Source organism: Methylobacter tundripaludum SV96 (assembly GCF_000190755.2).
Lineage (GTDB): Bacteria > Pseudomonadota > Gammaproteobacteria > Methylococcales > Methylomonadaceae > Methylobacter_A > Methylobacter_A tundripaludum.
Genome location: NZ_JH109152.1, coordinates 696,231 through 721,581 on the forward strand (window position 1 = coordinate 696,231; position 25,351 = coordinate 721,581).

Annotated in this window: 21 protein-coding genes and 1 pseudogene; 9 read left to right on the forward strand and 13 right to left on the reverse strand. The window is 49.7% G+C overall.

The window, feature by feature from the left end; translation table 11 throughout:
- Position 1: 1 nt before the first annotated feature.
- The 11 genes from METTU_RS03165 to METTU_RS03210 all read right to left on the reverse strand — a co-directional run bounded on the left by METTU_RS03165 (position 2) and on the right by METTU_RS03210 (position 11,871).
- On the reverse strand, positions 2-643 hold the full coding sequence (locus METTU_RS03165) for a sensor histidine kinase (RefSeq protein WP_006889845.1): 642 nt from the start codon (positions 641-643) through the stop codon (positions 2-4).
- Positions 640-1,023 carry a DUF4118 domain-containing protein gene (locus METTU_RS03170; RefSeq protein ID WP_006889846.1) on the reverse strand — a complete coding sequence of 128 codons (384 nt, stop codon included), beginning with the start codon at positions 1,021-1,023 and terminating at the stop codon, positions 640-642. The genes METTU_RS03165 and METTU_RS03170 overlap by 4 nt, the downstream gene beginning before the upstream one ends.
- Positions 1,020-3,674: a PAS domain S-box protein gene (locus METTU_RS21540; protein ID WP_217182770.1), complete on the reverse strand. Its 2,655-nt coding sequence runs from the start codon at positions 3,672-3,674 to the stop codon at positions 1,020-1,022. Before METTU_RS21540 ends, METTU_RS03170 begins: the two co-directional genes overlap by 4 nt.
- 457 nt (positions 3,675-4,131) lie before the next feature.
- Positions 4,132-5,232 (reverse strand): response regulator, encoded by a 1,101-nt coding sequence (locus METTU_RS03180; protein WP_006889849.1) that lies wholly within the window; start codon positions 5,230-5,232, stop codon positions 4,132-4,134.
- Positions 5,233-5,492: 260 nt separating this feature from the next.
- Complete coding sequence (locus METTU_RS03185) at positions 5,493-7,049, reverse strand: bifunctional aminoglycoside phosphotransferase/ATP-binding protein (protein WP_006889850.1); 1,557 nt, start codon at positions 7,047-7,049, stop codon at positions 5,493-5,495.
- 118 nt (positions 7,050-7,167) lie between these two features.
- Entirely contained in the window at positions 7,168-7,998 is an 831-nt protein-coding gene (gene rlmA / locus METTU_RS03190) for a 23S rRNA (guanine(745)-N(1))-methyltransferase (RefSeq protein WP_006889851.1), read from the reverse strand.
- A gap of 129 nt (positions 7,999-8,127) precedes the next feature.
- Positions 8,128-8,460: a hypothetical protein gene (locus METTU_RS03195; RefSeq protein WP_235202282.1), complete on the reverse strand. Its 333-nt coding sequence runs from the start codon at positions 8,458-8,460 to the stop codon at positions 8,128-8,130.
- A 554-nt stretch (positions 8,461-9,014) separates the two neighbouring features.
- Positions 9,015-9,239 (reverse strand): hypothetical protein, encoded by a 225-nt coding sequence (locus METTU_RS22980; protein WP_006889853.1) that lies wholly within the window; start codon positions 9,237-9,239, stop codon positions 9,015-9,017.
- 126 nt (positions 9,240-9,365) lie between these two features.
- Positions 9,366-10,679, reverse strand: a complete 1,314-nt coding sequence (locus METTU_RS03200; RefSeq protein WP_006889854.1) for a YihY/virulence factor BrkB family protein — start codon at positions 10,677-10,679, stop codon at positions 9,366-9,368.
- 136 nt (positions 10,680-10,815) lie between these two features.
- On the reverse strand, positions 10,816-11,250 hold the full coding sequence (locus tag METTU_RS03205; protein WP_006889855.1) for a DUF2721 domain-containing protein: 435 nt from the start codon (positions 11,248-11,250) through the stop codon (positions 10,816-10,818).
- A 228-nt stretch (positions 11,251-11,478) separates the two neighbouring features.
- Positions 11,479-11,871 carry a hypothetical protein gene (locus METTU_RS03210; protein ID WP_006889856.1) on the reverse strand — a complete coding sequence of 131 codons (393 nt, stop codon included), beginning with the start codon at positions 11,869-11,871 and terminating at the stop codon, positions 11,479-11,481.
- 322 nt (positions 11,872-12,193) lie between these two features.
- Here METTU_RS03210 and mfd point away from each other — a divergent pair, with 322 nt between their 5' ends.
- From mfd to METTU_RS03255, 9 genes and pseudogenes are all read left to right on the forward strand, one after another.
- Positions 12,194-15,661 carry a transcription-repair coupling factor gene (mfd, locus tag METTU_RS03215; RefSeq protein WP_006889857.1) on the forward strand — a complete coding sequence of 1,156 codons (3,468 nt, stop codon included), beginning with the start codon at positions 12,194-12,196 and terminating at the stop codon, positions 15,659-15,661.
- A gap of 2 nt (positions 15,662-15,663) precedes the next feature.
- Positions 15,664-16,200, forward strand: a complete 537-nt coding sequence (locus tag METTU_RS03220; protein ID WP_254257811.1) for a CsiV family protein — start codon at positions 15,664-15,666, stop codon at positions 16,198-16,200.
- A gap of 359 nt (positions 16,201-16,559) precedes the next feature.
- Positions 16,560-17,090, forward strand: coding sequence for a PAS domain-containing protein (locus METTU_RS03225; RefSeq protein ID WP_006889859.1), 531 nt, complete (start codon positions 16,560-16,562; stop codon positions 17,088-17,090).
- A complete protein-coding gene (locus METTU_RS24910; protein ID WP_006889860.1) occupies positions 17,071-18,822 on the forward strand; it encodes a methyl-accepting chemotaxis protein in 1,752 nt (583 codons plus the stop codon). Before METTU_RS03225 ends, METTU_RS24910 begins: the two co-directional genes overlap by 20 nt.
- 264 nt (positions 18,823-19,086) lie before the next feature.
- Positions 19,087-20,442 carry a tRNA (N6-isopentenyl adenosine(37)-C2)-methylthiotransferase MiaB gene (gene miaB, locus METTU_RS03235; RefSeq protein WP_006889861.1) on the forward strand — a complete coding sequence of 452 codons (1,356 nt, stop codon included), beginning with the start codon at positions 19,087-19,089 and terminating at the stop codon, positions 20,440-20,442.
- A 3-nt stretch (positions 20,443-20,445) separates the two neighbouring features.
- Positions 20,446-21,420 (forward strand): PhoH family protein, encoded by a 975-nt coding sequence (locus tag METTU_RS03240; RefSeq protein ID WP_006889862.1) that lies wholly within the window; start codon positions 20,446-20,448, stop codon positions 21,418-21,420.
- Entirely contained in the window at positions 21,417-21,878 is a 462-nt protein-coding gene (gene ybeY / locus METTU_RS03245) for an rRNA maturation RNase YbeY (protein WP_006889863.1), read from the forward strand. The genes METTU_RS03240 and ybeY overlap by 4 nt, the downstream gene beginning before the upstream one ends.
- Entirely contained in the window at positions 21,875-22,717 is an 843-nt protein-coding gene (locus METTU_RS03250) for a CorC family transporter (RefSeq protein ID WP_006889864.1), read from the forward strand. The genes ybeY and METTU_RS03250 overlap by 4 nt, the downstream gene beginning before the upstream one ends.
- Positions 22,718-22,835: 118 nt before the next feature.
- A pseudogene (locus tag METTU_RS03255) lies at positions 22,836-24,021 on the forward strand (IS256 family transposase).
- Positions 24,022-24,056: 35 nt separating this feature from the next.
- Here the strand turns inward: METTU_RS03255 and METTU_RS03260 are convergent.
- Complete coding sequence (locus METTU_RS03260) at positions 24,057-24,440, reverse strand: 4a-hydroxytetrahydrobiopterin dehydratase (protein WP_006889865.1); 384 nt, start codon at positions 24,438-24,440, stop codon at positions 24,057-24,059.
- 54 nt (positions 24,441-24,494) lie between these two features.
- Positions 24,495-25,088 (reverse strand): hypothetical protein, encoded by a 594-nt coding sequence (locus METTU_RS03265; protein WP_006889866.1) that lies wholly within the window; start codon positions 25,086-25,088, stop codon positions 24,495-24,497.
- Positions 25,089-25,351: the final 263 nt, after the last annotated feature.

Consider the following 25,351-nt stretch of genomic DNA (forward strand, 5'->3'; position numbering starts at 1 on the left):
ATTAAACCTCCTTTTCGCCGCGTGTTGAATCCGCGGGCATATTTGATAAAGAAAAACAGAATACCGCGCCTTTGCCCGGTTCCCCTCGTGCCTCGATGTTCCCGTTGTGGCGGTGTACGATACGCTGCACGGTGGCCAGGCCGATGCCGATGCCGGGAAATTCCTCCTGGCGGTGCAGACGTTGGAACGGCTGGAACAGCCGGTTGGCGTGGGCCATATCGAAACCGGCGCCGTTGTCGGCGACGCAGAAGCGGCGAATGCCGTCCCGTTCTTCGGCGTACACGCGAATACCCGGCGCTGCCGCGTGTGCGCTGTATTTCCAGGCATTGTCCAGCAGGTTGCGCATGACTGCTTCGAGCATGCGCGCATCGCCATAGGCCTGAAGCCCGGCCTCTACCTGTATCGCCACTTGCCGTTCAGGTGAGCTTTGCATCAGTTCGGTCAGCAGTCGCTCGGACAGGACGGAGAGGTCTACGGCATCGTGCCGCAACTCGCCCCGCGTGCTGCGCGAAAGCGTCAGCAGGCCGTCGATCAATTCGCTCATCTTGCGGCTGGCGAGGTCGATCTGATCCAGGTAAACCTTGGCTTCGCCCAGTAACTGGCTGCCGTAATCCTCAACCAGCGCCTGACTGAATCCGCTCATGGCGCGTAGCGGCGCGTCAGCAGTTCCTCGACCGAGACGGGCTTGTTGAGGTAGTCCTGCACGCCTTCCTTGAGCAGGCGCAGACGATTCTGGGTTTCGCTAAACAGGTAGCCCATGACCAGAAACAGGCCTACCGAATAGAGGTTGGACGGGGTATTCATCGTCCAACTCAATTGGGGCGGGATAAAGAAGAACCAGACGATGGCGATGCTGAGAACGGTGCTGACCAGTCCGGCCCCGAGGCCGCCCAGACGTGCGCTGAAAAACACGGTGGGGAAGAATAGAAACCAGACGAAAGGAGCGATCCAGGGCCACAGTACCCATTGCAGCGCCAGCGCCAGGAAGGGCAGTAAGATGGCCGGCACCAAACGTATGTTCATGATGCCGCAGTTCCTTTCGGTGGTATCGGAAGGGCATCGAGAAAGGCCAGCGGGTAGGGTGGTTCTTGTCCGAGTTGGCGAGAGAGTTCGTTGACCTGCTGTTTCAATACAATCATGTCCAACTCGCGGCCCACCGTGGCGCGGTTGAAACGTTCCAGTTCCGCATTGCGCTGAGCCAGTTCCTGGGTCTGTCTGCGCAGTGCCTCTTCGACGGCTTTGCGCGCACTGATGTCTGCGATGGTGCCGATGATCCTGAGTGGCGCGCCCTCGGCATCACGTTCGGCCACCCGGCCTCTGCCCCGTATCCACTTGATCTCCCCGGAAGAGGTGACCAAACGGTAGTCGAAATCGCTGGACGGCGTCTTGCCTTGCATGTGAGCTTCCATCGTTTCCAGCACATGGGGCAGATCATCCGGATGCACCGTTTGTTTGAAAAACTCGACATCCGGCGTGACTTGGTCAGGCAGGTAGCCGGTCATTTCGTAGTAATGTGGCGTCAGATAGGCCAATCCGCTACGTAAATCCCAGTCCCAAAGACCGTCGCTGGTAGCATTGAGGGCCAACTTAAGGCGCTCTTCGCTGATGCGAAGTTGCGCTTCGGCAGTCTTGCGTTCGGTAATATTGAGGATAAAGCCAATAATTGCCGGACGACCTTGATAGTCGAAGGTGCGTCCATGTAGCTCAACGTCGATGCGACTGCCGTCGCGGTGCAGACCGACAAAAATGTAATGCAGGTCCGCAACCTCGCCATCAATACGCCGTCGCATGATTTCCCCCACTCGTTCACGATTTTCCGGGCTAACCAGATCGGCGACAGATACGTTGTCGATCAGAGCTTCCGGCGAGTCGTAACCGAAGAGGGTCAAAAAGCCGGGATTGACGTAGCGGAAGCGGTCATCCTGAATAATGTAAATACCGGCCAGAGATTGTTCCACCAAGGCGCGAAAACAGCCTTCGCTGTCACGTAGGGCCAGTTCGGCCTGCTTACGTTCGGTGATATTTTCGGTCACGATAATGATTTCGCCGTGGTTGGGCGAGTAGATCATGAATGAGAACCAGCGATTGAGTTCGCGCAGATAATGTTCCCAGCTTGTCGATACACCGGTTGCCGCGACTCGCCCGAAGAGCTCAAGTGCTTCCTGGTTGTTCTCGCAATAACTCGGGATGACTTCGCTGATTTTGCGTCCGATCACTGATTCGGTAATACCTGTGACAGTGGCGAATGCCGGGTTTGTCGAGATGTATTCCATATCTACCGGCGTCTCGCCCTGAAAGATGACGCGGGCATGGACGACACTGTTCATCATGTTCTCGAACAATGATCGGTAATTCAGTTCGCTCGCGTGCAATGCCGCCTCGGCCTGCTTACGCTCGGTAATATCCCGGGAAATACCGAAGATACCGATCATGTTGTCTTCGCTGTCGCGCAGGGGGCCTTTAGTGGTGAGAAATACCCTCTCGCCTTGCGATGTGTTAAGTCTTTCTTCCTGAGTAATCGTACGGTTTTCGGCGTTCACCTGGCGATCGATGGACATCACGAGATCGGCCTGTTCGGAAGGAAAGAGGGTTCGATCGTCGCCGCCCAGCACGTCTTCCAACGGCTTGCCGACGAAACGGCTGGCGGCTCGGTTAAACAGGATGTAGCGGCCTTCCAAATCTTTGGCGAAAATAGGATCCTCAGAGCTGTCGGCAATGGCGGCAAGCAGGTGCAGTGCGCGAAGGCGCTCTGTCTGGGATTGCTGTAAGGCCTGGGCCAGGGTGAGTTGTTGAGCCTGTCGCAACAGATAAAAACCGGCGCCGGCCATGAACAGGGCCAGCAAGCCTACAAAACCGGTCCACGTAACATCTCCGACGGCTTCGGCATAAAGTTCAGACAGATCCAGTTTGGTCATCAGGAACCAGTCTGTATCGGCGATAGCACCCACCACACCGATGACGGGAATGCCGCGGTAATCCAGGCCCTCAATCGGGTTGCCAGGATATACTTCGCTATTACGCAGCTCGACAAGTAGTTTTTCCGTTGCCATGGGCACGGGTAACCTGGCTTCTGTCTCTTCTTGGTGTTTTAGCTTGTTGAGGAACAGCACTCGGTCGCCATTGCGCTGGAACAATACCGTCTCGCCTCCGGCACCGGGTACCGGCCGGGTTTGCAGAATGGGGGCAAGCCGATCCGTCAAATCGACGTGCAGGATGACCAAGGGCGGGGGGCCGGAGATGGCCGTCAAGGGTGTAATGAAATCCAGGCACAGGTTGCCGGCGGCATCGCGGTAAGGGCCGATTCGCCGCACTATACGCTCTGCTGAGGCTGCGGCTTGCAAGGGCTGGGCAACGGTAAGCGGCGTCCTGTCGTTCCCCCACAGCTTTTTGCCCCTTGGGTCGAGCAGTACGACTGCACCAAATCCGCGATTCCGGCTTAATTGTTCCAACTGCATTTGCAGTCGTTCGCCACTCTGCTGATCCCCCGATTCTTGCCAACGGCGGTATTGTTCGGTGAAAAAATCGCTGGTCCGGATGAAGTCCGCGTCAGCCTGCCTCTCTCTGAACCAGTCGGTAATTTGACGGGCCTTGATGTCGACATCGGCCTGCAACCGGACAATTGCTTCTTCTTTTTGCTGTGTGAAGGTATGGAATATACCGGCGCCTGTGAACATGACGATGATCGCGGCCAGCGACAGGAAAGGTAACCCCAGTCCGTGTGAGCCCGCCGGGAGTGCTGTAGACCTCGTATCGCCGCCGATCCAACGCAGCATCAGGCCATAGAGTAGCAATGAAGTTACGCCGACGAATAACCAGCCCTTGAGCATGCCGGCCAGGATGATCTGGTTCGGATCGTTGAAGAGTATCTGTACCCATTTGTCGGACAGCAGTATCCAGCAGGCGGCGAACACGGCATAGGCCAGAACGATGGCTAGAATTCCGTCACGGTTGGCGGGTTCCGGTCGCAGCGACAAGGGGGCGGTATCGGGTGGCATTGGCTGGGCAGCTCGTTATATTAGTGATCCGGATTGGATTCGGTGAAGTTGTGCGGCATGGTCATGGCGATAGTGATGAAGGTAGCGGACTCTTCATCCTCGGTCAGCAGGACTCGAATGGCTTGATTCATGGCATTTAATCCGGAATGGGATCGCGATGGCGATCGGCGATGTCGCAGAAGACGCTGAAATGGGTGAGAAAGGCGTCAACCATGTCCGGGTCGAAATGCCGACCTCGTCCGGCCGCAATGATGCTGCGAACTTCGTCGTAAGACATGGGTTCTTTATACACGCGGCGGGAAATCAAGGCGTCGAATACATCCGCCAGGGCCATGATGCGCGCCGAAACCGGAATGGCTTCACCGGCGAGTCCGTCTGGATAACCGCTGCCATCCCATTTTTCATGGTGTCGGTGGGCGATTTCCTTGGCTAAAGTCAGAAACACTACCGGCCTTTCTACATCCCGCTCGGCCTCTTCGATAGCCACGGCGCCAAGACGGGCATGGGTTTTCATGATCTCCCATTCTTCCGGCGTCAACTTGCCGGGTTTTTGCAGGATGGCGTCGGGGATGCCGACCTTACCGATGTCGTGCAACGGCGCGGAGCGTGCCAGCAACTGGATGTAACGGTCATTCAGAGTTGCCGAAAAGAGCGGATGTGTTTGTAGTTTCTGGGCGAGCTGTTGGACATAGCCCTGGGTGCGCAGGATGTGGTTGCCGGTTTCAGGGTCGCGAGTTTCCGCCAGGTGGGCCAATGCCCGGATGCTGACCTCCTGGATCAACTCGTTTTCGGCCATGCGTTTTGCGATCTCGGCTTCCAGATAGCAGTTTTCGTCACGCAGCCAGTCACGGGCCTGCTTCAATTCCAGTTGGGTATGGACGCGGGCCAATACAACGGGTGGCACGATGGGTTTGGTGATGTAGTCCACGGCACCTACGTCCAACCCATGCAGCTCAGCTTCGGTGCTGTCCATGGCGGTCACGAATATCACCGGGATGTCTTGAGTGGAGGGATCTGCACGCAGATGCTCGAAGACTTGATAACCGTCCATGCCCGGCATCATCACATCCAACATAATCAGGTCCGGGCATGGCGCGGTACCGGCGATGCGCAATGCTTTCCGGCCGGAAGTAGCGACACGAACCCGGTAGATCGGTTGCAGCAATTCGCTTAAAACGGTGAGATTTTCGGGAGAGTCGTCAACAATCAATATCGTTTGGAGCGTTATCTCTGGCATGAGTGGTCCGTAGTGGGTATGGCAATATTTTTTAGCTTAGCATGTAAGCGCTATCGACTTGAATTATAGGGAGCTTAAAAAATAACGCTAGGTTTTGTTGGTATTTCAATAATAAGTATTCAAAAGCAAATACTTATAAAGATAAAGTGAATTCGTAAATTACCGATAAAACAAGCGTTTTTATTAATCGTTAACAGAACCCGATACGTTAGGAATAAATGAATTCGTTTGTTAATCCGCGTTAAAAGACCCGCATCCGGTTATTGCAAATAACGGTCAAAAGTATTCAACAGGGTTTCCCCGGCATTGTCGCTTTCGGTATTAATGGGTATTGCACTGGATTGTTCTTGTTCCGACAGCGGCTGTGCCGATTGCTGCTGATGGTGCAGCACGGCCACAGTCGCTTCCGATGCATCTTCCTGCCGTTGCTTGATACGCCTGCAGAGTTCCTGATCGGACGCTTGGAAAGTGATGATATGAAACGGTACGCCGCAGTCCGTCGCAAGCTGCCGAAACGGGTCTCGTTGCCGGGTTTTAAGAAAAGCCGCGTCGATAATGGCCGGGAAACCGGCGTCAAGCACGGCTTTGGCGAGTTCCTTAAGATGCTGATAGGTTTTTAGGCTCACCTCTTGGGTATAAAGTCCGTCGTCAATGCCGCTGCCGGTTTGCACCAATGCCCGGTAGCCGAACAGACGTTTGCGTTCTATATCGGAACGTATCTGGAACGCGCCGATTTTTTCGGCGAGTTGGGCGGCCATAGTCGACTTACCGGAACCTGAATAGCCGTGGGTAATGATTAGGACGATTGGGCGACGCTTGATAAATCGCTCGGCCAGATCGGCAAAAACCGCATATTCGCAACGCGCCTGTTTAGCAACGGCATCGTCGTCGGGTTGCTGGGCCATGCGCAATAAGGACACTTTAGCCCGTACCAAGGCACGGTAAACCAAGTAATAACGCAATAAAGCTAGTCCTTGATAATCGCCGGTGTGTTGCAAATAGCGATTAAGAAAGCGGTAAGCATGACGGTCATAACCAAAGTGCAGCAGGTCGATAAACAAAAAAGCCACTTCGCTGATCACATCAACCCAGCGCAGCATTGGATTAAATTCGATGCAATCGAACAGGGTGACCTTATCGTTGATGAGCGTCATGTTGCCCAGATGCAGGTCGCCGTGGCATTCGCGTACATAGCCTTGCTGCCTCCGCAGCTGCATCAATCCGGCTTGCTTGCGCCATTCGCTGTCGCCCCATTGCTGAATGCGCTGTAGCTGCTGTTTTTGATCGTCATCAACCAATAAAGGTCTGATATGGTCGAAATTCTCGACAAACCAATGGTTGATGTTTGCGCTATCGCCATAGGGAGAGTTTTCATCGGTCTGTTCACTGGTTTCATGAAAATCGGCAACAATATCGGCAAGTTGATCGATTTCATCGGTACCCAGCTGACCGCGCCCGGCGTGTTCGCTTAGCAACTGTCCGGAAGGAAAGCGAATCATTTTGACGGCGTATTCAATAGCGGCACCGGTGCCGCCTATTTTGGGATGCTGCGGCGTTCCGGTTATCGGTACGACCTCCAGATACAGGTCGGCGGCCAAGCGCTTGTTGAGTCTTAATTCTTCAGTGCAGCAAAAGCGGCGTTTTTCCAATGTGGAAAAATCCAGAAAACCGAAGTTAACCGGTTTTTTGATTTTGTAGACGTATTGGTCGGTCAGCAGCACCCAGGAAATATGGGTTTCAACGATGTTGCAGGCATTCGCTTCAGATAACGCCTTGATGAGGGTAAGACTTGAATTCAGCGCTGTATTATTGGCCATGTTTACAACCTCCTACGCAATCGATGCTCCGATGTTATTACTTCATGGCATTGGACGCAATGCCGGAAGGGCAGGGCGGTAAAAAATACGTAGTTTGCGCAGTGCCAAAGTGAAGGCTTTAGTCTGCTGTTTTTATCGCGAGCGTCAAAATAAAATCGGTTTCTATTTCGAGTTCTGCAACGTCTTTAATGGCTTGCTGAACGCTTTCATTGGCTCGCCATGCAAAAGGCGTCATCTGTAACAGGGCGATTCTTTGCTGGGGATTCGGGGCGATTTTATAACTGATGTGCTGTGTATCGATACGGTCAAATCCTTGCGCTACCCCATTCTCTAAAGCATGCTCTTTGGCATCGGTATAGATGAATTCTTTTAATTGCCATAGATGTCTGGGACCTGGGGTCACCGTTAGCAAAAATCCTGACGGTTTTAGTATCCGCCCCAGTTCATGCTCATTTGACGGGGCAAATACTCTCAGCACAAAATCAAAATACTGATCGGTATAAGGCAGTCGGTTCGAGCTGGCGACTATAAATCTCGCATTGGGTTGTTTTTTTGCGGCCGCGGCTATCGCAAATTTGGCAATGTCGACGCCGTGCAACATCATCGTGTTTGGGCAATAGGCTTCAATCATCCGGCTGTAGTAGCCTTCGCCACAGCCCAGATCCAGCAGATGTTTGGGTTGATTTATATTGACCATCATCGCCACCGCTTTGGCCATCGGTTCATAATAACCGGCTTCCAAAAACTCGCGTCTGGCCTGCATCATTTGCTTGTTATCACCCGGCTCCACGGAGCGTTTATGCTGCACCGGCAAAAGATTCAAATAACCTTCCTTTGCAAGATCAAAGTGATGGTTATTCTCGCAAACGTAGCTTTTTTGAATTAACTGTAGAGAGGTCGCGCAAAGCGGACACACATAACAGGATATTGGCTGGTGAGGTTGATACATGCGAACAGGGAGGGCTTTACTCGGCTAAGCCGTGTAAAAAGGGTAGATGGGTTGAGCGGTTGTTTTTAATGGAAGACAGGATCAACTTAAGTTAACCCTGTCCCCGTTAAAAGTCGGATCTAATTTTGATTAGATTGACTTGTAAAAGCCTAATGCTTTGTTTAATTCAGCAATAGCTTTTTCTTCGTCTGCACTTTTACCGATTATTTGCGCTTTAATAATACTGTCGAGTCCTTGTTTTACAACAGCTTCGTTGCCTGTGATTTGTTCAGAAGCGGTGCGTGCTGCTTTCTCGTGTAAATAAGCGGCATTGAAATCGTGTTTGCCGATTTCAGCTATAGCAGCTTCAATATGTGCAATAACTTCAGTGGCTTTTGCATCTTCAGCGAAAGCAACGTTACTTGCACCAAAAGAGATAGCCATAATAAAAGTAAGTACTGCTTTTTTGATTAAATTCATCATATACCTATGAAGTGTTTTTGGTGTGATTCCCAGACGCTGTCTGAAAATTAATAATTGGGAAGACAATTACTCCCCAGACGCTATCATATACGATTAATCGATTCCTTATACAGCCATTTTTAAATTAAAAAATATGCCTTCAGGAAAGCCGGATAGAGTTGTTTTGACTTGATGCCGTTTTTTATCGGCTGTTGGCAATCTTATAGATAAAAAAATCGATAAATAGCTATTGAGTAAGCTGTCTAAAGCCGAAGGTGTGAAAACCTTTTGTGGCCTTGTACGTCGGTAGCGGCATCTTTAGCCGGTCTGGGTGGAAGATTTATCGAGTATTGATGCACAAGGAATATTCAGCACATAGGGCGCACTAGCCGCTTCGCCTAAAGCGCCTACTGTTGGTATCGCGTATTGAACCGAATGAGAATCTCGCCATTCGACGCAATACGCTACGCTCACGTCCTACGGATTGTGCCTTGCCGCAGTTACCGGCTTTTTTCGGCTATGACGATGCAATGTTTTTGGGTTAGCCGCACAGGTTTGGTTGCAGCAAAGAGAGATTATTTAGCGTCAACCTGTTTGCCATCTTCGATCATCCGGTTTCCTCGCTCAACTTTGGCTTTGCCTTGCTCGACCATTATTGAACCTTGTTCCAATTCTGTATTGCCTTCTTTGATCAGATCTTTTCCGCGATTAACCATCTGGTCGCCTAGTGTTGGGGCGCTTGAGCATCCTGCCAGTAACGCAATGATTGTTGATGTCAGTATGATGTTAAGTGTTTTCATGGCTCTTCTGCTTGTTTATATCAATAAAAATATTATTGTACAGTTACTAATCAACGATTAAAAATGTAATTGATAGCGCATAGAGTGGGTTGCAAAAACGCGGTAAGGTGCAATCCGTAGTTGTCACTAAATATCTTTTAACAAACGATTTTGTGCAGAGGCTTCCATCAGCTCCCTGAAATTGTTGACTGCATTCATAAACAATGGCTCCTGATTGATGTCCGGCAGCTGATTTTGTCCGCACCGTTCCAATGCGTTAATAACATAAGCAATAGTGAGTCTATTGATATCGACGGCAGGCTGGTAAACCTCGTCATCTTCGTCCCGATTTTTAAACTCGACAACAATATGACTTGCGATTAATTTTGATAAAACGGGCTGAATAAAGGCTATCGGTATAACCAGTCGGGTCGCTATTTCGGCTGCGCTTAACGGATTATTCAATTGAATGAAATTCTTGATAATCAGATGAGTTGTTTGTAGAGCAATGACTTTTTGCAGGGAGAAACTTAAATCGGAAAACCGGTTATTGTTCCGGTAAATCTCATAATTCTGTAGAAAAAAAGCCACCTCGCAACCCAATAGGACAATCATCCAGCCCGTTTGCAACCAGACGACAAATAAGGGTAACGCCGCAAAACTGCCGTAAATGGCATTATAATTCGATACGCCAATCTGCAGGCTTAGGTAAGCCCACTGCACCAGATGATACATAATACCGGTAGCTACACCGGCAATGATGCCCGCCCTGCAATTGATTTTATGGTTGGGCATAAAAATAAAGGTAAAGGCGAATAATCCGATCATAAGCGCCAAAGGCAGCAAACCCAGCGCTTTAATGACCAGCCAGGTGCCGAATTCCGGTAACTCAATAATCGTTATCAGCCAGGTTATCTTTATGTTCAGGAGGACCGCAATACTGCCGGACGCTATTAAGATAACGGGCGCCAACAGCATTAGAGATAAATAATCGCTAAATTTGCGGCTTATTGCTCGTCCTTTGCCTATTTTCCAGATGTGGTTGAATGACTCTTCAATATTGCCAATTACGCTGATAATGGTCCAAAACAGGATAACAATCCCAATCCCGGCAATAACCCCGCTTTTAGTGCTGTCCAGCAGGTTTTGCGCAAAACTGATTAGCTGTAATACCAGCGTATCCCGCTCCGGCGCTTGCTCGATCAAACGCTGCTCAAGCATTTTTTCAAAACCGAAACCCTTGGCGATACCAAACAGCATGGCGATGACCGGCACTATCGACAATAGGCTGTAAAGTGTTAATGCGGATGCCCGTAGCGGACACAGATCTTGGCTGAAACCCTGGACAGACAATATGGCTATTTTCAGCGACTTGATGATTATTGCTTTAAATGGCGGAAGTCTTTGTTCGTGTAACAGCCATATGTCTTCTCTAACAAAACCGGCTATGTTGAGTTCCATCGGCTGACCTCATGCTTTTGAATTAAGGATAATTACTTTTAAGCGGACGCTTTGAATATAAAAATACGTCAATATTGCACAAGATTGCAAGATAGGGCGCTCCCATTCTTCTTGTTTGCGTGACAGGTATTGCGAATTACAGGCCGCCACGGACATGCGCTGTCGCCAGATAAATCTCACAAATGAAATTGAGCAACGCCATAATCAAGCAGAGCATGGCCGCAATAAATAACGAGGCTATAACTACCGCCATGTTCAGGGCGAAGAATGAACCTAGAAACAATACCGCAACGACCGAACAAATCAGCAGCAAACAGGTTGTGCATAGACCAATCGCCCAATGAATAAGATGAGCGCGCCGCCTTAATGATTTTAGCTCAGCCTGAATAGCTTGGTTTATTTCAACAGCCGATAACGATCCACCCTGCAAAAATCGCGATCTATCGATAATACGACCTAAACGGTTGGTCAGTACCGATAGGATAGCGGCAACGCCGGTCAGCAAAAACACGGGGGCCACTGCAAGCTGAATGGCATGGGCAATAGTGGTAACAGCAAGTTCAGTGATCATTAACGGGCCTTATGCTGAACGATGCGATAATGTATTTGAGGTGATGGTTTCCTCCTTTGTCAGTCTATCCTATTGCACGGCAACAAGCGCCGATATTGATGGTATAGCGGGGTATCGGCTGTATGCGGCGGTGGTAACAGTTACCGCCAGGATGAAGCCGTGCGTAATATTATCCGGCATTTTAGGTTGTAGGTTGGATTGCAACTTTTCGCAATCCAACCTACCGAACTACTTAACTTTAACCAGTTCCTTGTCGCCGCTGGAAAAATGACACTTGCCTACGGTAAAGGTGCTGCAATCTTTGGATTCTTCAATTTTCGCGCCGTTCGGGCTGAGCTTGATTTTCAGCTCACAGAAACTGGCCGCGCTTTCAGAATGTTTTTTCATCAGCAATTCGTTTTCGCCGGTGCTTTTGGCTTTGCCGGAAATGGCCTCTGAGCAGTGTGCGCCGTCGGCGGCAGACTCAAAGTCCACATCAGCATCGACAGCATAATCGTCGCTGATTTTGGTGACTTTTAAGTGACGAACATAATCGCCATCGCGCAATACATAATGATCGGTTGCGGCGAATGCGTTGCCGGAAACCAGCAGCGCAATAGTCAGAAACAAACTTTTTTTCATGATGTTACCTCTTGTTTGATTAAAATTCGAGCAACATGGTAGCAGGTGATGGTTTGTTGCTGTTCATGTCGTCTTGGGATGTACTTGGCACAACTGGAAATTATTGTACCTTATTGCAAGCCGTTACTAAAAGGCGAGGCGATGAATTACCCGTATACAAGCAATGAGTTGGTATCTTGTTTATCGCTCGTACATTAGCCCGCTTATGCGGCTATAATGCTGAAATGATTCCGGTCTGTACGGGCTGGTTGCGATTCGTGGCGCAGTGCGCCTTAACTACAGATTCCACGTGGCATGTGGCAACGAGATATAAGATTTTTTAATGGCTAACAATTTAATTTTCTCTCCGAAAATTCCGCAAAAACAAGACCAATCACTGATCTGGACGGGTTTGACCGGCTGCGGCGATTCGCTGGCGTTGGCTTCGGCCATTAAAAATGAAGATCGCCTGTTTGTTATGATCACGCGGGATAATCAGACCGCATTGCGGCTTGAGCATGAGTTGTCGTTCTTCTTGCAGGGCGAACACCCCATTTTGAATTTTCCCGATTGGGAAACCTTGCCTTACGATGTGTTCTCGCCGCTGCCGGAAATTATCTCGGAACGGCTGAAAACGCTGGCCTTGTTGCCGCAAGTGAAACGCGGCGCGCTGGTGGTTTCGGTGACTACGCTGATGCATCGGTTGGCGCCCCGGGAGCATGTGCTGGCTAATAGTTTTGCGGTTAAGGTCGGCGATGATTTTAATCTGGAGCTGAACCGGATCAAGCTGGAAAGCGTTGGCTATCATTGCGTTTCGCAGGTTTACCAGCATGGCGAGTTTGCGGTCAGGGGTTCGATTGTCGATTTGTTCCCGATGGGCAGTAAAGCGCCGTATCGCATTGAATTGTTCGATGAAGAAATCGAATCGATCCGCACCTTCGATCCTGAAACGCAGCGGTCATTGGAAAAGATCGACCGGATCCAGCTGTTTCCGGCCCGCGAGTTTCCGTTTACCGATGAGGCGATCAAGCATTTTCGTCAGGCTTTCAGGGATGCTTTTCCGGAAACATCGCCTAAAAACCATTTTTATATGGATGTCAGCAAAGGCATCACGCCCGGCGGCATTGAATATTATTTGCCGCTGTTTGTAGATCAAATGGCGTCATTGTTCGATTACCTGCCGAAATCGGCGGTTTTGGTGACGGCGGATACATTTGACGCGACCGCGCAGGCTTTTTATGCCGAAGCCGAGGACCGGTTTCAGCAACGGAAATACGATGTGGACAGGCCGCTGTTGAAGCCGGAACTGCTGTTCTTATCGACCGATGAGCTGGCGCAAAGAACCGGGGCCTTCGCCTGTATTTCACTCGGCGGCAATACTGCCGAAGACGCCGGCAGTATTGCGTTCAACTGCCGTTCGCTGCCCAATGTCACCATCGATGCCAAACTGGATCAGCCGGCTCAGGCGTTGCAGCAGTTTGTGAACGGTTTTGCCGGTAAGATTTTGTTTGTCTCGGAATCGGCGGGGCGCAGGGAAGCCTTAATGGAGAAATTAAGGCAGTACAAGATTACCGTGAAGCAGGTTGAAAGCTGGGACAAGTTCCTTCAGTCCGAAGTATCGCCGTGCCTGCTTGTTGCGCCGATGGATCATGGCTTGTGGCTGGAAAATCCTGCCATCGCCATCATCACCGAAACGCTGCTATCCGGCGAAAAAGTGCAGCAACGGCGCAGACGGCGTAAATCCGCGGCGCATGAGCTGGAAAATATCGTCAATAACCTGAATGAACTGACCATCGGTTCGCCGGTCGTGCATCAGGAGCATGGCGTGGGGCGCTATTTAGGTTTGCAGACTTTGGAGATTGGCGGCATCGCGTCGGAATTTTTGACGCTGGAATACGCCAATCACGACAAGCTTTATGTGCCGGTTTCATCGTTGCATGTGATCGGCCGTTATACCGGCATGAGCGCGGAAAATGCGCCGTTGCATAAACTGGGCGGCGACCAGTGGGGCAAAGTCAAGCAAAAAGCCATTAAGCGCATTCGGGATGTCGCCGCGGAATTGCTGGAGATTCATGCCAAAAGAGCGGTTAAGCAAGGCCATGCGTTCTCGGTTGAAAATGTCGAATATGCGGCGTTTGCCGATGCGTTCCCGTTTGAAGAAACGCCGGATCAACAGACTGCTATCGAAGCGATACTCGAAGACATGGCCAGCCCGCATCCGATGGACCGGGTGATTTGCGGCGATGTCGGTTTCGGCAAAACCGAGGTGTCGATGCGGGCGGCGTTTATTGCGGTGCAAAACGGCAAGCAGGTGGCGGTATTGGTGCCGACCACGTTGCTGGCCCAGCAGCATTACCAGAATTTTCGCGACCGCTTTGCCGACTGGCCGGTGCGCGTCGAGGTGCTGTCTCGCTTTGTCAGTCCCAAGCAGCAAAAAGAGATTACCGATGATCTGGAGCAGGGCAAGGTCGATATAGTGATCGGTACGCACAAGTTATTGTCCAAAGAGATCAAGTATAAAGCGCTGGGATTGGTGGTGATCGATGAGGAGCACCGTTTCGGCGTGACCCAAAAAGAACATTTCAAGAAGCTGCGCAATGAATTGGACATGCTGACCCTGACCGCAACGCCGATTCCGCGCACCTTGAATATGGCGATGTCGGGTTTGAGGGATATTTCCATTATCGCCAGCCCGCCGCCTAATCGTCATGCGATCAAGACCTTTATCAGCCAATGGATAGATGCCCAGATCAGGGAAGCCTGTTTGCGTGAAATCAAGCGCGGCGGACAGGTGTTCTTCCTGCATAACGATGTTAAATCGATGGAGAAAATGGCCAGGGAGCTGGAAGCGTTGGTGCCTGAAGCGCGGATTGAAATTGCGCACGGACAAATGCCGGAGCGCGAGCTGGAGCGTATCATGCTGGATTTTTACCATCAGCGCTTTAACCTGCTGTTATGTTCCACCATTATTGAAAGCGGCATCGACATACCCAGCGCCAATACCATTATTATTAACCGCGCCGATAAATTGGGGCTGGCGCAGCTGCATCAGCTGCGCGGCCGGGTGGGGCGTTCGCATCACCGGGCTTATGCCTATTTTGTCGTGCCGCCGCTTACCTTATTGAGCAAGGATGCGATTAAACGGTTGGAAGCGGTCGAGGCGTCCGGCGATTTGGGCGCAGGCTTTATGCTGTCATCGCATGACATGGAAATTCGCGGCGCTGGTGAATTGCTCGGCGATGACCAAAGCGGGCAAATTCAGGAAATCGGCTTTACCCTGTATACCGAGCTGCTGGAGCGCGCGGTCAATGCGCTAAAATCTGGCAACCAGCCGGAACTTGATGCGCCGATGGACAGGGGGCCGGAAGTCGATCTGCAAACTTCGGCGCTGATTCCGGAAGATTATCTGCCGGATATTCATGGCCGTCTGGTGCTGTACAAGCGCATCTCCAACACCGAAACCAAAGACGATTTGCGCGAGTTGCAGGTGGAAATGATCGACCGTTTCGGTTTATTCCCGGAGCCGGTAAAAACGTTGTTCAGCGTGGCCGAATTAAAGCAGCAGGCCGAAAAAATGGGCATCAAGAAAATAGAGGCCAATGCCGGCGGCGGGCGCCTTATTTTTTCTGCGACGCCCAATATTAATACCGATCAGTTGATTTACCTGATACAAACCCAGGCGCAGGTTTATAAATTCGACGGCGCGGATAAGTTAAGGTTTATCAATCCGTTTGAAACGACCGAGCAGAAGCTTGGGTTTATCATCGAGTTGCTGGATAAATTAACCCTTAAACCGGTCGCTAAAAAATGACGATGACTAGAATAATGGCTTATGGTTTGGCGGCAATGCTGGGGCTTTTCAGCAGTCAGCTTTTAGCTGAAGGCGGCGCTTATCAAATAGAGCTGATCATATTTTCGCAAGCGATGTCCAATACCGAGGTGTTTGAGCAGACCGCCAGTCAGATTAAGTGGCCATCCGCGTTGACTGAATTGACGGCCTATAAAAAACCGGATGCTACAACGCTGGATGACAGTTATGCGGCATTAGCTAAAGATTCGGCTTACCGGCCTATCCTGCATGTTGCCTGGGTTCAGTCGATTGAAGGCGGAGGGGTAATCGCGCCTGTTCACATTCAGGGTGCCGACGGCAAGTTGGATGGCTATCTCCGGCTGCAGCACGATCAAGGCTTGCAGATGACGGTTGATTTGGAACTGGGCTCTGATTTTGACGGTGGTTCCGGGAAGGCGGTGATTTACCGGTTAAATGAAAAGCGATTTATTAAACTGAATGAGCTTTATTACCTGGATCATCCAAAATTCGGGGTGGTCGTAAAAATAAGCCCTTTATAAAACTACGCCCAAGCGCAGGAGTTGAAAAATTGGAGTGTCGGGTTTTTTTATGTTATTAAGGGAAAGTCAGGATAGAGGTCCGATAAGAATTTTCGATGCTCGGGCGTTTGTTAGTTAACCGTCAGCTGTTTTGCCAGGGTTATAGCGATGTGATTTTAAGAAGTGGGCACAGATAAGTTGTGGAAAAATATTGACTGGATTGGGAGCGATCAGGTTTTTAGAATACGGATATGATTATTTATCTGACGTTTGGTAAAAATAAACTGACTGACAAGTTTGCTAAAGAACGGCAAATGCTTTGTTAGTCGAATAATTAACTGACGATTGCGTAGGCATAGAGCAATTACCGAGGAAGAGTAATGAAGAGAAAAGATATAATCCCTACAAGTAAGGAGCGGTTGATGCGGGAGCAGGATTTCATCGTTTCCAAAACTGACCTGACTGGGCGGATTACTTACGGGAACGATATTTTTATCGAGTTTTCGGGGTACGAGGAGCACGAGCTTCTGGGTAGCCAGCACAATATCATTCGCCACCCTGATATGCCGAGGGTGGTGTTTAAGTTGCTGTGGGATTATCTGGCGGAAGACAAGGAGATCTTTGCCTACGTCAAAAACATGTCGAAAGATGGCGGGTTTTACTGGGTGTTTACCCATGTCGCGCCGATGAAAGATAAAAACAAACAAAAGATAGGCTACAGCTCTGTGCGCCGCATGCCTAACCCCAAAGCCATTCCGATTGTGACAGATGTGTATCGAGCCATGCTGGATGCCGAACGTAACGCGGGGCCGAAAGACGCTATGGCTGCTTCAGGCGCGGTATTGGGTAATGTATTAAAAGATAAAGGCGTTACTTACGAGGAGCTTATCAATGTTTTACAGTCGCTTTAAGAATAATGAAGCTGCCGCGTTAGCGGTAGTTGCTTTTTGCTGGACCGGTTCTCTGGTTTACGGGTGGCTACCTGTTTTGGACGGGGGCAGTGTGATCGTGCCGTCTTTGTTGACGGTGGCATCGGTTTTGTCGGTCGTTTGGTGGCGCGCATCAAGAGCAGGCGACCAGCTGTTGTTAAAGAAGTTGCTGAGTGCAAGCCATGAATGGAGGCAGGGATCTGTCGATGTCAGAGTTACCTATATCGGCGGAAAAGAGCGGCCGCTTCAACAGCTCGCCTGGTTGCTGAACGATTTAATGGATCAGGTGGAAACCGCACAGACAGACATGTATTATTCTCTGGCCTATGTAATCTATGGCGATTTTTCTCGGAAGAGCTACCCTGAAGGCTTGCATGGCGGGTTTGCGACGGCGCTGAAGCAGCTTAATGCTGTCGCAAAAACGTTGTCTGCCACCACAAGCGCCATCACTGAATTGATGAACGCCATTGCTGAGGGCGACTTTAATAAAAGGGTTGATGTTAATGTCGAAGGCGAATACCGGCTTGCTGTAGACCGTGCCATGCAAGCCATGCAGGCTATGCAATCTATGCTGGGCGATGTCGGCAACGTTATGGGCGGTGTTGCGCAAGGCGACATCAGTCAGCGCGTTCGGGCCGAAGGGCGTGGCGACCTCGGTAAGTTAAAAGACGATATTAACCTCTCGCTTGATGCTCTGGGCAGTTTGGATGATATATCGATTATTGCGAGTGCATTGTCTGAAGGCGACCTGACTAAAACGATCAGCAAGGACTATCCCGGCACCTTCGGCGCAGTGATTGTCGGCATGAATGGCACCGTGGAAAACCTCAGGAGCCTGGTAGAAGAAATCAAGGATTCCACCAACAATATCAATACTGCCGCCAAAGAAATCGCCGCGGGCAACAATGATTTGTCGCACCGCACCGAAGAGCAGGCAGCCAGTTTGGAAGAAACTGCCGCCAGCATGGAAGAGCTGACTTCCACGGTACAGTTGAATGCAAAAAATGCCCAATATGCCAACCAGCTTGCTGTCGGCGCGACCGATATTGCGGGCAAGGGCGTTGCCGTAGTTGATCAGGTGGTAACGACGATGGAAGGTATTAATGAATCTTCACGCAAGATTGTGGACATCATCACGGTGATTGACGGCATTGCTTTCCAAACCAATATTCTTGCCCTTAACGCCGCAGTAGAAGCGGCTCGCGCCGGTGAGCAAGGGCGGGGTTTTGCCGTGGTGGCTGGAGAAGTGCGCAATCTTGCCCAGCGTGCCGCCGCTGCCGCAGGAGAAATCAAGAACTTGATTAGCGATTCGGTAGAAAAGGTTGAGGACGGCACCAAACTGGTTGCCCAAGCCGGGAAAACCATGGAAGAAATTGTGGGTGCGATTCGCGGCGTTACTGTCATCATGTCCGAGATTAGAAATGCCTCTGTTGAACAAACTTCCGGCATCGAACAGGTTAATCAGGCTATCGGTCAAATGGATGAAGTGACTCAGCAAAATGCAGCCTTGGTCGAACAGGCTGCTGCTGCAGCCGAATCTCTGGAAGAACAGGCGCAGAGTTTGTCGGTTACAGTTGGACGCTTTACTGTTGACAGTAGATCGAATAGTTTACAACCTCCTGCCCGGATAACGCCGGCGGTCAATAAAAGTCCAATGCCGGTCAAGGCAAAACCGTTACAGCCAGCCGGCAGCGATGAATGGGAAGAGTTTTAACTGGATTGATAGTTGCTAGCTCTGTAGGCAGGGATTAGCCTGTTTGAGTGCGAGCGGAAACACCAGTCCCGTGCATGCTTTCTGTTTAAACAGTGTTCAGGTTATAATAGCCGTTACTTACTAAGCCCTGGCCGATTGTCCCGGGCTTTTTTCATTACTATAAGGTGGCTTAGCACCGCCGTTCCGTCTCAATAAAATCAAGAAGCGGACTTTAGAATCGGGGGTGTGGCCTCAGTGATTTTTGGATGATTTACTATTAAAAATATGACACAAAAACTATATATTCAAACCAACGGATGCCAGATGAACGAGTACGATTCCGATAAAATGCGGGATGTACTCAACGCTTCACATGGATTTGAATTAATTGACGACCCTAAACAAGCCGATGTTTTGTTGTTGAATACCTGTTCGATACGCGAAAAAGCGCAGGAAAAAGTATTTTCGGCTTTGGGTAAATGGCGCAAGATTAAAGACAAGCGTCCCGACGTGATTATCGGCGTTGGCGGTTGTGTCGCCAGTCAGGAAGGTGCAGCGATTCAAAAGCGGGCTCCTTTTGTGGATATAGTATTCGGGCCGCAAACCCTGCATCGTTTGCCTCAGTTGCTCGATCAGGCGCGTAGTCAGCAAAAGCCGGTGGTCGATGTTTCCTTCCCTGAAATAGAAAAATTCGATGCGCTGCCTGAACCCAGAGCGGAAGGCCCGAAAGCCTTTGTTTCGGTGATGGAAGGTTGCAGCAAGTATTGTACGTTCTGCGTGGTGCCTTATACGCGAGGCGAAGAAATCAGCCGTCCGTTGGACGACGTGATCGCCGAAATTACCTCATTGGCCAAACAAGGCGTACGGGAAATCAATCTGTTAGGCCAAAACGTTAATGCCTATCGCGGCGAAATGGACGATGGCGACATCGCCGACTTTGCCTTATTGCTGCATTATGTGGCGGCGGTGGAGGGCATAGATCGCATTCGTTTTACCACCTCGCACCCGATGGAATTTACTGATGAGTTGATTGAAGCCTTTGCCGAAATTCCGCAATTGGTCGACCATCTGCATTTGCCGGTACAAAGCGGCAGCGATCATATCTTGAAAATGATGAAGCGCGGCCATGCGCGAGCCGACTACATTGAAATCATCCGCAAGTTGCGTGCGGTGCGACCCAACATTTACCTGTCATCGGATTTTATTATCGGCTTCCCCGGCGAAACCGATGCCGAGTTTGAAGAAACCATGTCTTTCATCGAAGAAATCGGCTTCGATCTATCCTTCAGTTTTGTCTATAGCCAGCGCCCTGGAACACCGGCGGCCGATTTGCCGGATGATGTGCCTGCGGACGTTAAAAAACAGCGCTTGGAACGTTTTCAAAATCGCATTAACGAAATGACGGCGGCCATTTCCGAAAGCATGATCGGCACCGTGCAAACCGTTTTGGTTGAAGGGCAGTCTAAAAAGAATCCGTTGCAAATGCAGGGCAGAACAGAGAATAATCGGGTCGTTAACTTTATCGGGCATCCCCGGTTGGCCGGACAGTTTGTCGATGTGCTGATTGCCGAGGCTTTACCCAATTCTTTACGAGGCCGTATGGTCGATGCTTCCGTTGATAAAATTGTTGGTAACAATTGATTTATGATTTCACAGGAAATTTCCCTGGCTCCAGCCGATAATAGCCGGTTATCTAATTTTTGCGGTCAGTTTGATGAGCATTTACGGCAGATTGAGTCGCGTCTTCAGGTCGAGATCGCCAATCGCGGCAATCAGTTCAAGGTGACGGGCTTGGACAGTTCGGTCAAGGCGGCCTGTGCTCTTATGCAGAAATTATTTGCCAGCACCGAAAAAGAACACCTGACTGCCGAATCGGTTCATTTAGCCATGCAGGATTCATCTATCGATGAATTATTGGATGCTCCGGCAACGTCGTCCCAACAAAACGTAAGTATCAAGACCAAATGCGGGATGATCAGGGGGAGAGGGCTTAACCAGCAAGAATATCTGAGGAAAATTGTGACTCATGATATTAACTTTGGCGTGGGACCGGCCGGAACCGGCAAAACCTATCTGGCCGTCGCTTGCGCCATTGAGGCATTGCAAAGCGAAAAGGTCAGGAAAATCATTCTGGTGCGTCCTGCCGTAGAAGCCGGTGAAAAGCTGGGCTTTCTGCCGGGCGATATGGCGCAAAAAGTCGACCCTTATTTGCGGCCTTTGTATGACGCGCTATACGACATGCTCGGTTTTGAGCGAGTTGAGAAGATGATCGATAAAGGCATTATCGAGGTTGCGCCGTTGGCTTTTATGCGCGGCAGAACGCTTAATGATAGTTTTATTATCCTGGATGAGGCGCAAAATACCACCGTCGAGCAGATCAAGATGTTCCTGACCCGCGTGGGCTTTGGATCGACGGCGGTGGTGACCGGCGATGTGACCCAGATCGATTTACCCTCGGAAAAAATGTCCGGTTTGCGGCATGTGCTTGAAGTATTAAAAAATGTGGAAGGCATCAGTTTTACCTTTTTTGAGGCGCGCGATGTGGTCAGACATCCCTTGGTGCAGCGCATTGTGTGTGCTTATGAGGCCTATGAGAAGGCACACAAGGCCGAGTCGTGAACAACATAGAAATTCAGGCTGTTTTTGAATCGGCAGGCCAGCCGGATCAGCAACAAATCCAGCTTTGGGTCGATACGGCGTTGGACGATTATGGGCAGGACACCGAGATTGTGGTGCGCATTGTCGACGAACAGGAAAGCGCAGAACTCAATGAACAGTATCGCCATAAATCAGGTCCGACCAATATCCTCAGTTTTCCGGTTGACGTGCCTGAAGGTATTGAACTGGATTTACTGGGCGACTTGGTTATATGTGCCCCGGTAGTGGAAAAAGAAGCGCTGGAACAAGACAAGCTATTAGCGCACCATTGGGCGCATATCATTGTGCATGGTGTGTTGCATTTATTAGGTTACGATCACATCGACGATGATGAGGCCGAGCTTATGGAAAACAAAGAAATAGCCATTTTAAACAAATTACATATAAATAATCCCTATACAGAGGTAAACGATAAATGAGTGATGAACAACCCCCAAGTAGAAACTCCCCGCAGAAAAGCTGGGTTGATAAAATCAGCCATTTACTGACTGGGGAGCCGCAAGACCTTGAAGATCTACTTGAAATATTAAGAGAAGCACGGGAAAAACGTTTGTTGGATACGGATGCGTTATCCATGATTGAAGGCGTTTTGCAGGTGTCTCAAATGCGGGTCAGGGATATCATGATTCCCCGCGTTCAAATGGTTGTCGTACCTAAAGATGCCGAGCTGGAGACCATCATGCCGTTGGTTACCGAGTTTGGGCATTCGCGCTACCCGGTCATTGACGGAGACCGGAGCAAGGTGGTTGGCGTCCTGTTAGCCAAGGATTTGCTGGCCCGCATCTTGGAAAATAAAACCCTGAAAGTACATGAAATAATGCGGCTTTCCTGTGTTGTGCCGGAAAGCAAGCGCTTGAATGTGTTGCTTAAAGAATTGCGTACCAACGGTAATCACATGGCCATTGTTGTCGATGAGTACGGCCAGTCGGCAGGTTTGGTCACCATTGAAGATGTGTTAGAACAAATCGTCGGCGAGATTGAAGACGAACACGACGATCATGAAGACGAAGGCTATATTTTTCAGCGTAGTTCAAATGAATATATGATTAAAGCGCTGACGCCTATGGATGAGTTTGACGAATACTTTTCCACGCATCTGGCAACTGATGAATACGATACCATCGGCGGTTTTATTGTCAGTCAGCTTGAACACATGCCAAAAAAAGGCGAGAGTCTTATCGTGGGCGCCATGAAATTTGAAGTGATCAGAGTGGATAGTCGCCGAGTACACTTATTAAAACTAAAGATAATTGAGTAGTTGGGCGTGGAGGGTGTAAATAAATTCGTGTAACCGCTTATTTTCAGAGTCGTACAATACGGCTCCATAAGGAGAGAAGATGAGCAACCTGATTAAAGACCCAAAATTGATTTTAGCCATGCAAGAATTAGGGCGCGGCTTGAAATCCCCAAGTGATCTAACCAAACTGAGCCGAGAACTCTTAAAGATTACCGTAGAAGCTTCGCTGAATGCCGAAATGGATCACCACATAGGCTATGAGAAGCATTCGCCAGACGGCTATAACACCGGCAGCAGCCGCAATGGCTACAACCGCAAAACGCTGAAGGGAGACCATAGTGCAATTGAGATCGAAACGCCGCGTGATCGCAACGGCAGCTTCGAGCCCGTGTTTGTGGCGAAAAATCAAACGCGGCTGACTAAGTTCGATGATCAGATCTTGCTGCTCTATGCCAAGGGTATGACGACACGGGACATCGTCGAAACGTTTGCCGAACTCTACGGTGCCGACATTTCGCCGACTCTGGTTTCCCAGGTGACCAATGCAGTGCTTGAAAAAGTGGTTGAATGGCAGACGCGGCCACTGGGCGCCGTGTACCCGATACTGTATCTGGACTGTATTGTGGTCAAAATTCGCCAGGATAAGCGTGTCATCAATAAAGCGATCTATGTGGCGCTGGGTGTTAATATCCAAGGCCATAAAGAGCTGCTGGGATTGTGGATGTCCGAAAACGAAGGCGCAAAATTTTGGTTGTCGGTGTTAACCGAGTTGAAAAATCGCGGCGTTAAAGACGTGTTTGTCGCCTGCGTTGATGGTTTAACTGTTCCCAGAGGCCAGTGCTACAGTATTTCCGAAAACCCAGGTGCAGCTGTGTATCGTCCACATGATGCGCAATTCATTGGCGTTCGTTAGCTGGAAAGATCGGAAAGCGGTAGCCGCAGGGCTTAAGGCCATTTATCAGTCCATTACCGTCACCGAAGCCGAGCAGGAACTGGAGGCCTTTGCCCAGCAATGGGATAAGCAGTATCCCAGTATCAGTGCATCCTGGCGCAGGCATTGGCTGAATTTGATTGCCTTCTTTGACTATCCCGATGAGATTAGAAAGGTTATTTACACCACCAATGCCATTGAGTCGTTGAATAGCGTGATTCGTAAAGCCACCGAGCGTCGCAAGCTGTTTCCTACCGATCAATCGGCGATGAAAGTGGTGTATTTAGCTATCGAACAGGCCGCCAAAAAATGGTCGATGCCAATCCGTGACTGGAAGCCAGCCCTGAATCAGTTTATGATTTTATATGGCGATCGATTTCCAGAGATTTTTTAACGGCGGTTTACACGGAAATTTTTACACTCTCCGGCCTAATCATATTTGATGTATTTAAACCGCGGGTCATCGGGCGTGCCTTCTAATGCGCCGCCCTCTTTGCCGGGCTGCCACATCACCACCTCTTCGATTTTACGGGCTAATTCAAAATCCTTGTTGGTAATGCCTTTAGCCGCATGATTCATTAGTTTAACGATCACAAAGGCATAAGAAACGGTAAGGTCAGGGTGATGGAATGCCGCCTCAGCCAAGTGTCCTACCGTATTAACAACCATCAGTGTCGCTTTCCAGCCGCTGGTTTTGTATTTGCGCCGAATCCAGCCGTTTTCAAGATACCAGTGCGGCAACTCTTCCTTTAGACGCTGTTCGACATCTGCATCGGAATAAGTGTCTTCATGTGTACGTTCTCTCCAACCCATAATGGCTCACCTCTTGTTTGTTCGCTGATGCAAAGCCCGGATGACCTTGTAATCCTAGTTCTCAGGCTCCGAATGCGTGGCTTCGCAGCCTTGTTGATAAAAAATAAATGACGGGGTAAATGGAACAACATCAATCGTCAAGGTTGTTTCTTTTTGGAATAGTTTAACGGCATCAGCCACGCTATTACGAAAGTTATTGGACAATTGTTTAGTCAGTTTCTCTTGGGCTTCGTCTGCACCCAAGGCAAAAGGATCTTCCGCGAGATTGGTTGTATTGATGGCTTCCTGCAACGCTTCTGTCGCAAAGGATTGAATTTTGTTTTCGAAGTCGCTGAAGACTTGCGGCCCTTTGTCGCGTTTAATTCGCTCTATATCGGCCGGATCGGCGTAGACAAGAAATGCGCCTTTAGCGCCTTGAAAATCATTTTTACAGGCTCCGCCATCCATGATCCTGACCAGGTTTAATGTTTTGTTGCCTTTAACCCAGGTCAGCGGTGGATTTGGACCTGATTGTGATGAACCCTCAGGTATTGCGGGTACTTTATCGGGAGCCGATACGGCTTTTGCGTCCTGTTTGACCTCTTGAGTCGAACAGGCTGTCAGTGCAATAAATGCCATACCGATTAAAATTTGTACGCTTGCTTTCATAGATTACGGTGTGTCGTTAAGTAAGGTGGTCCAGTATGTCGGGCATTGTAATCTTTAAAAAAGTCGTAAGGTAAAAAAATATGGTTGATGAGCCGAGAAATACGCTGTGACAGATAAAAAATGAAAGTGCTGGTTGTGTATAGCTCTCCCAAGCAATTGATATTTTTTAAAAATGAATATCCGACCTCTCGTTCATCACAGGCTTTTATTATGGCGGAATTAAAATTTCGCTTTACAAGCTTGTCATAAGTAATTAAAAAGTG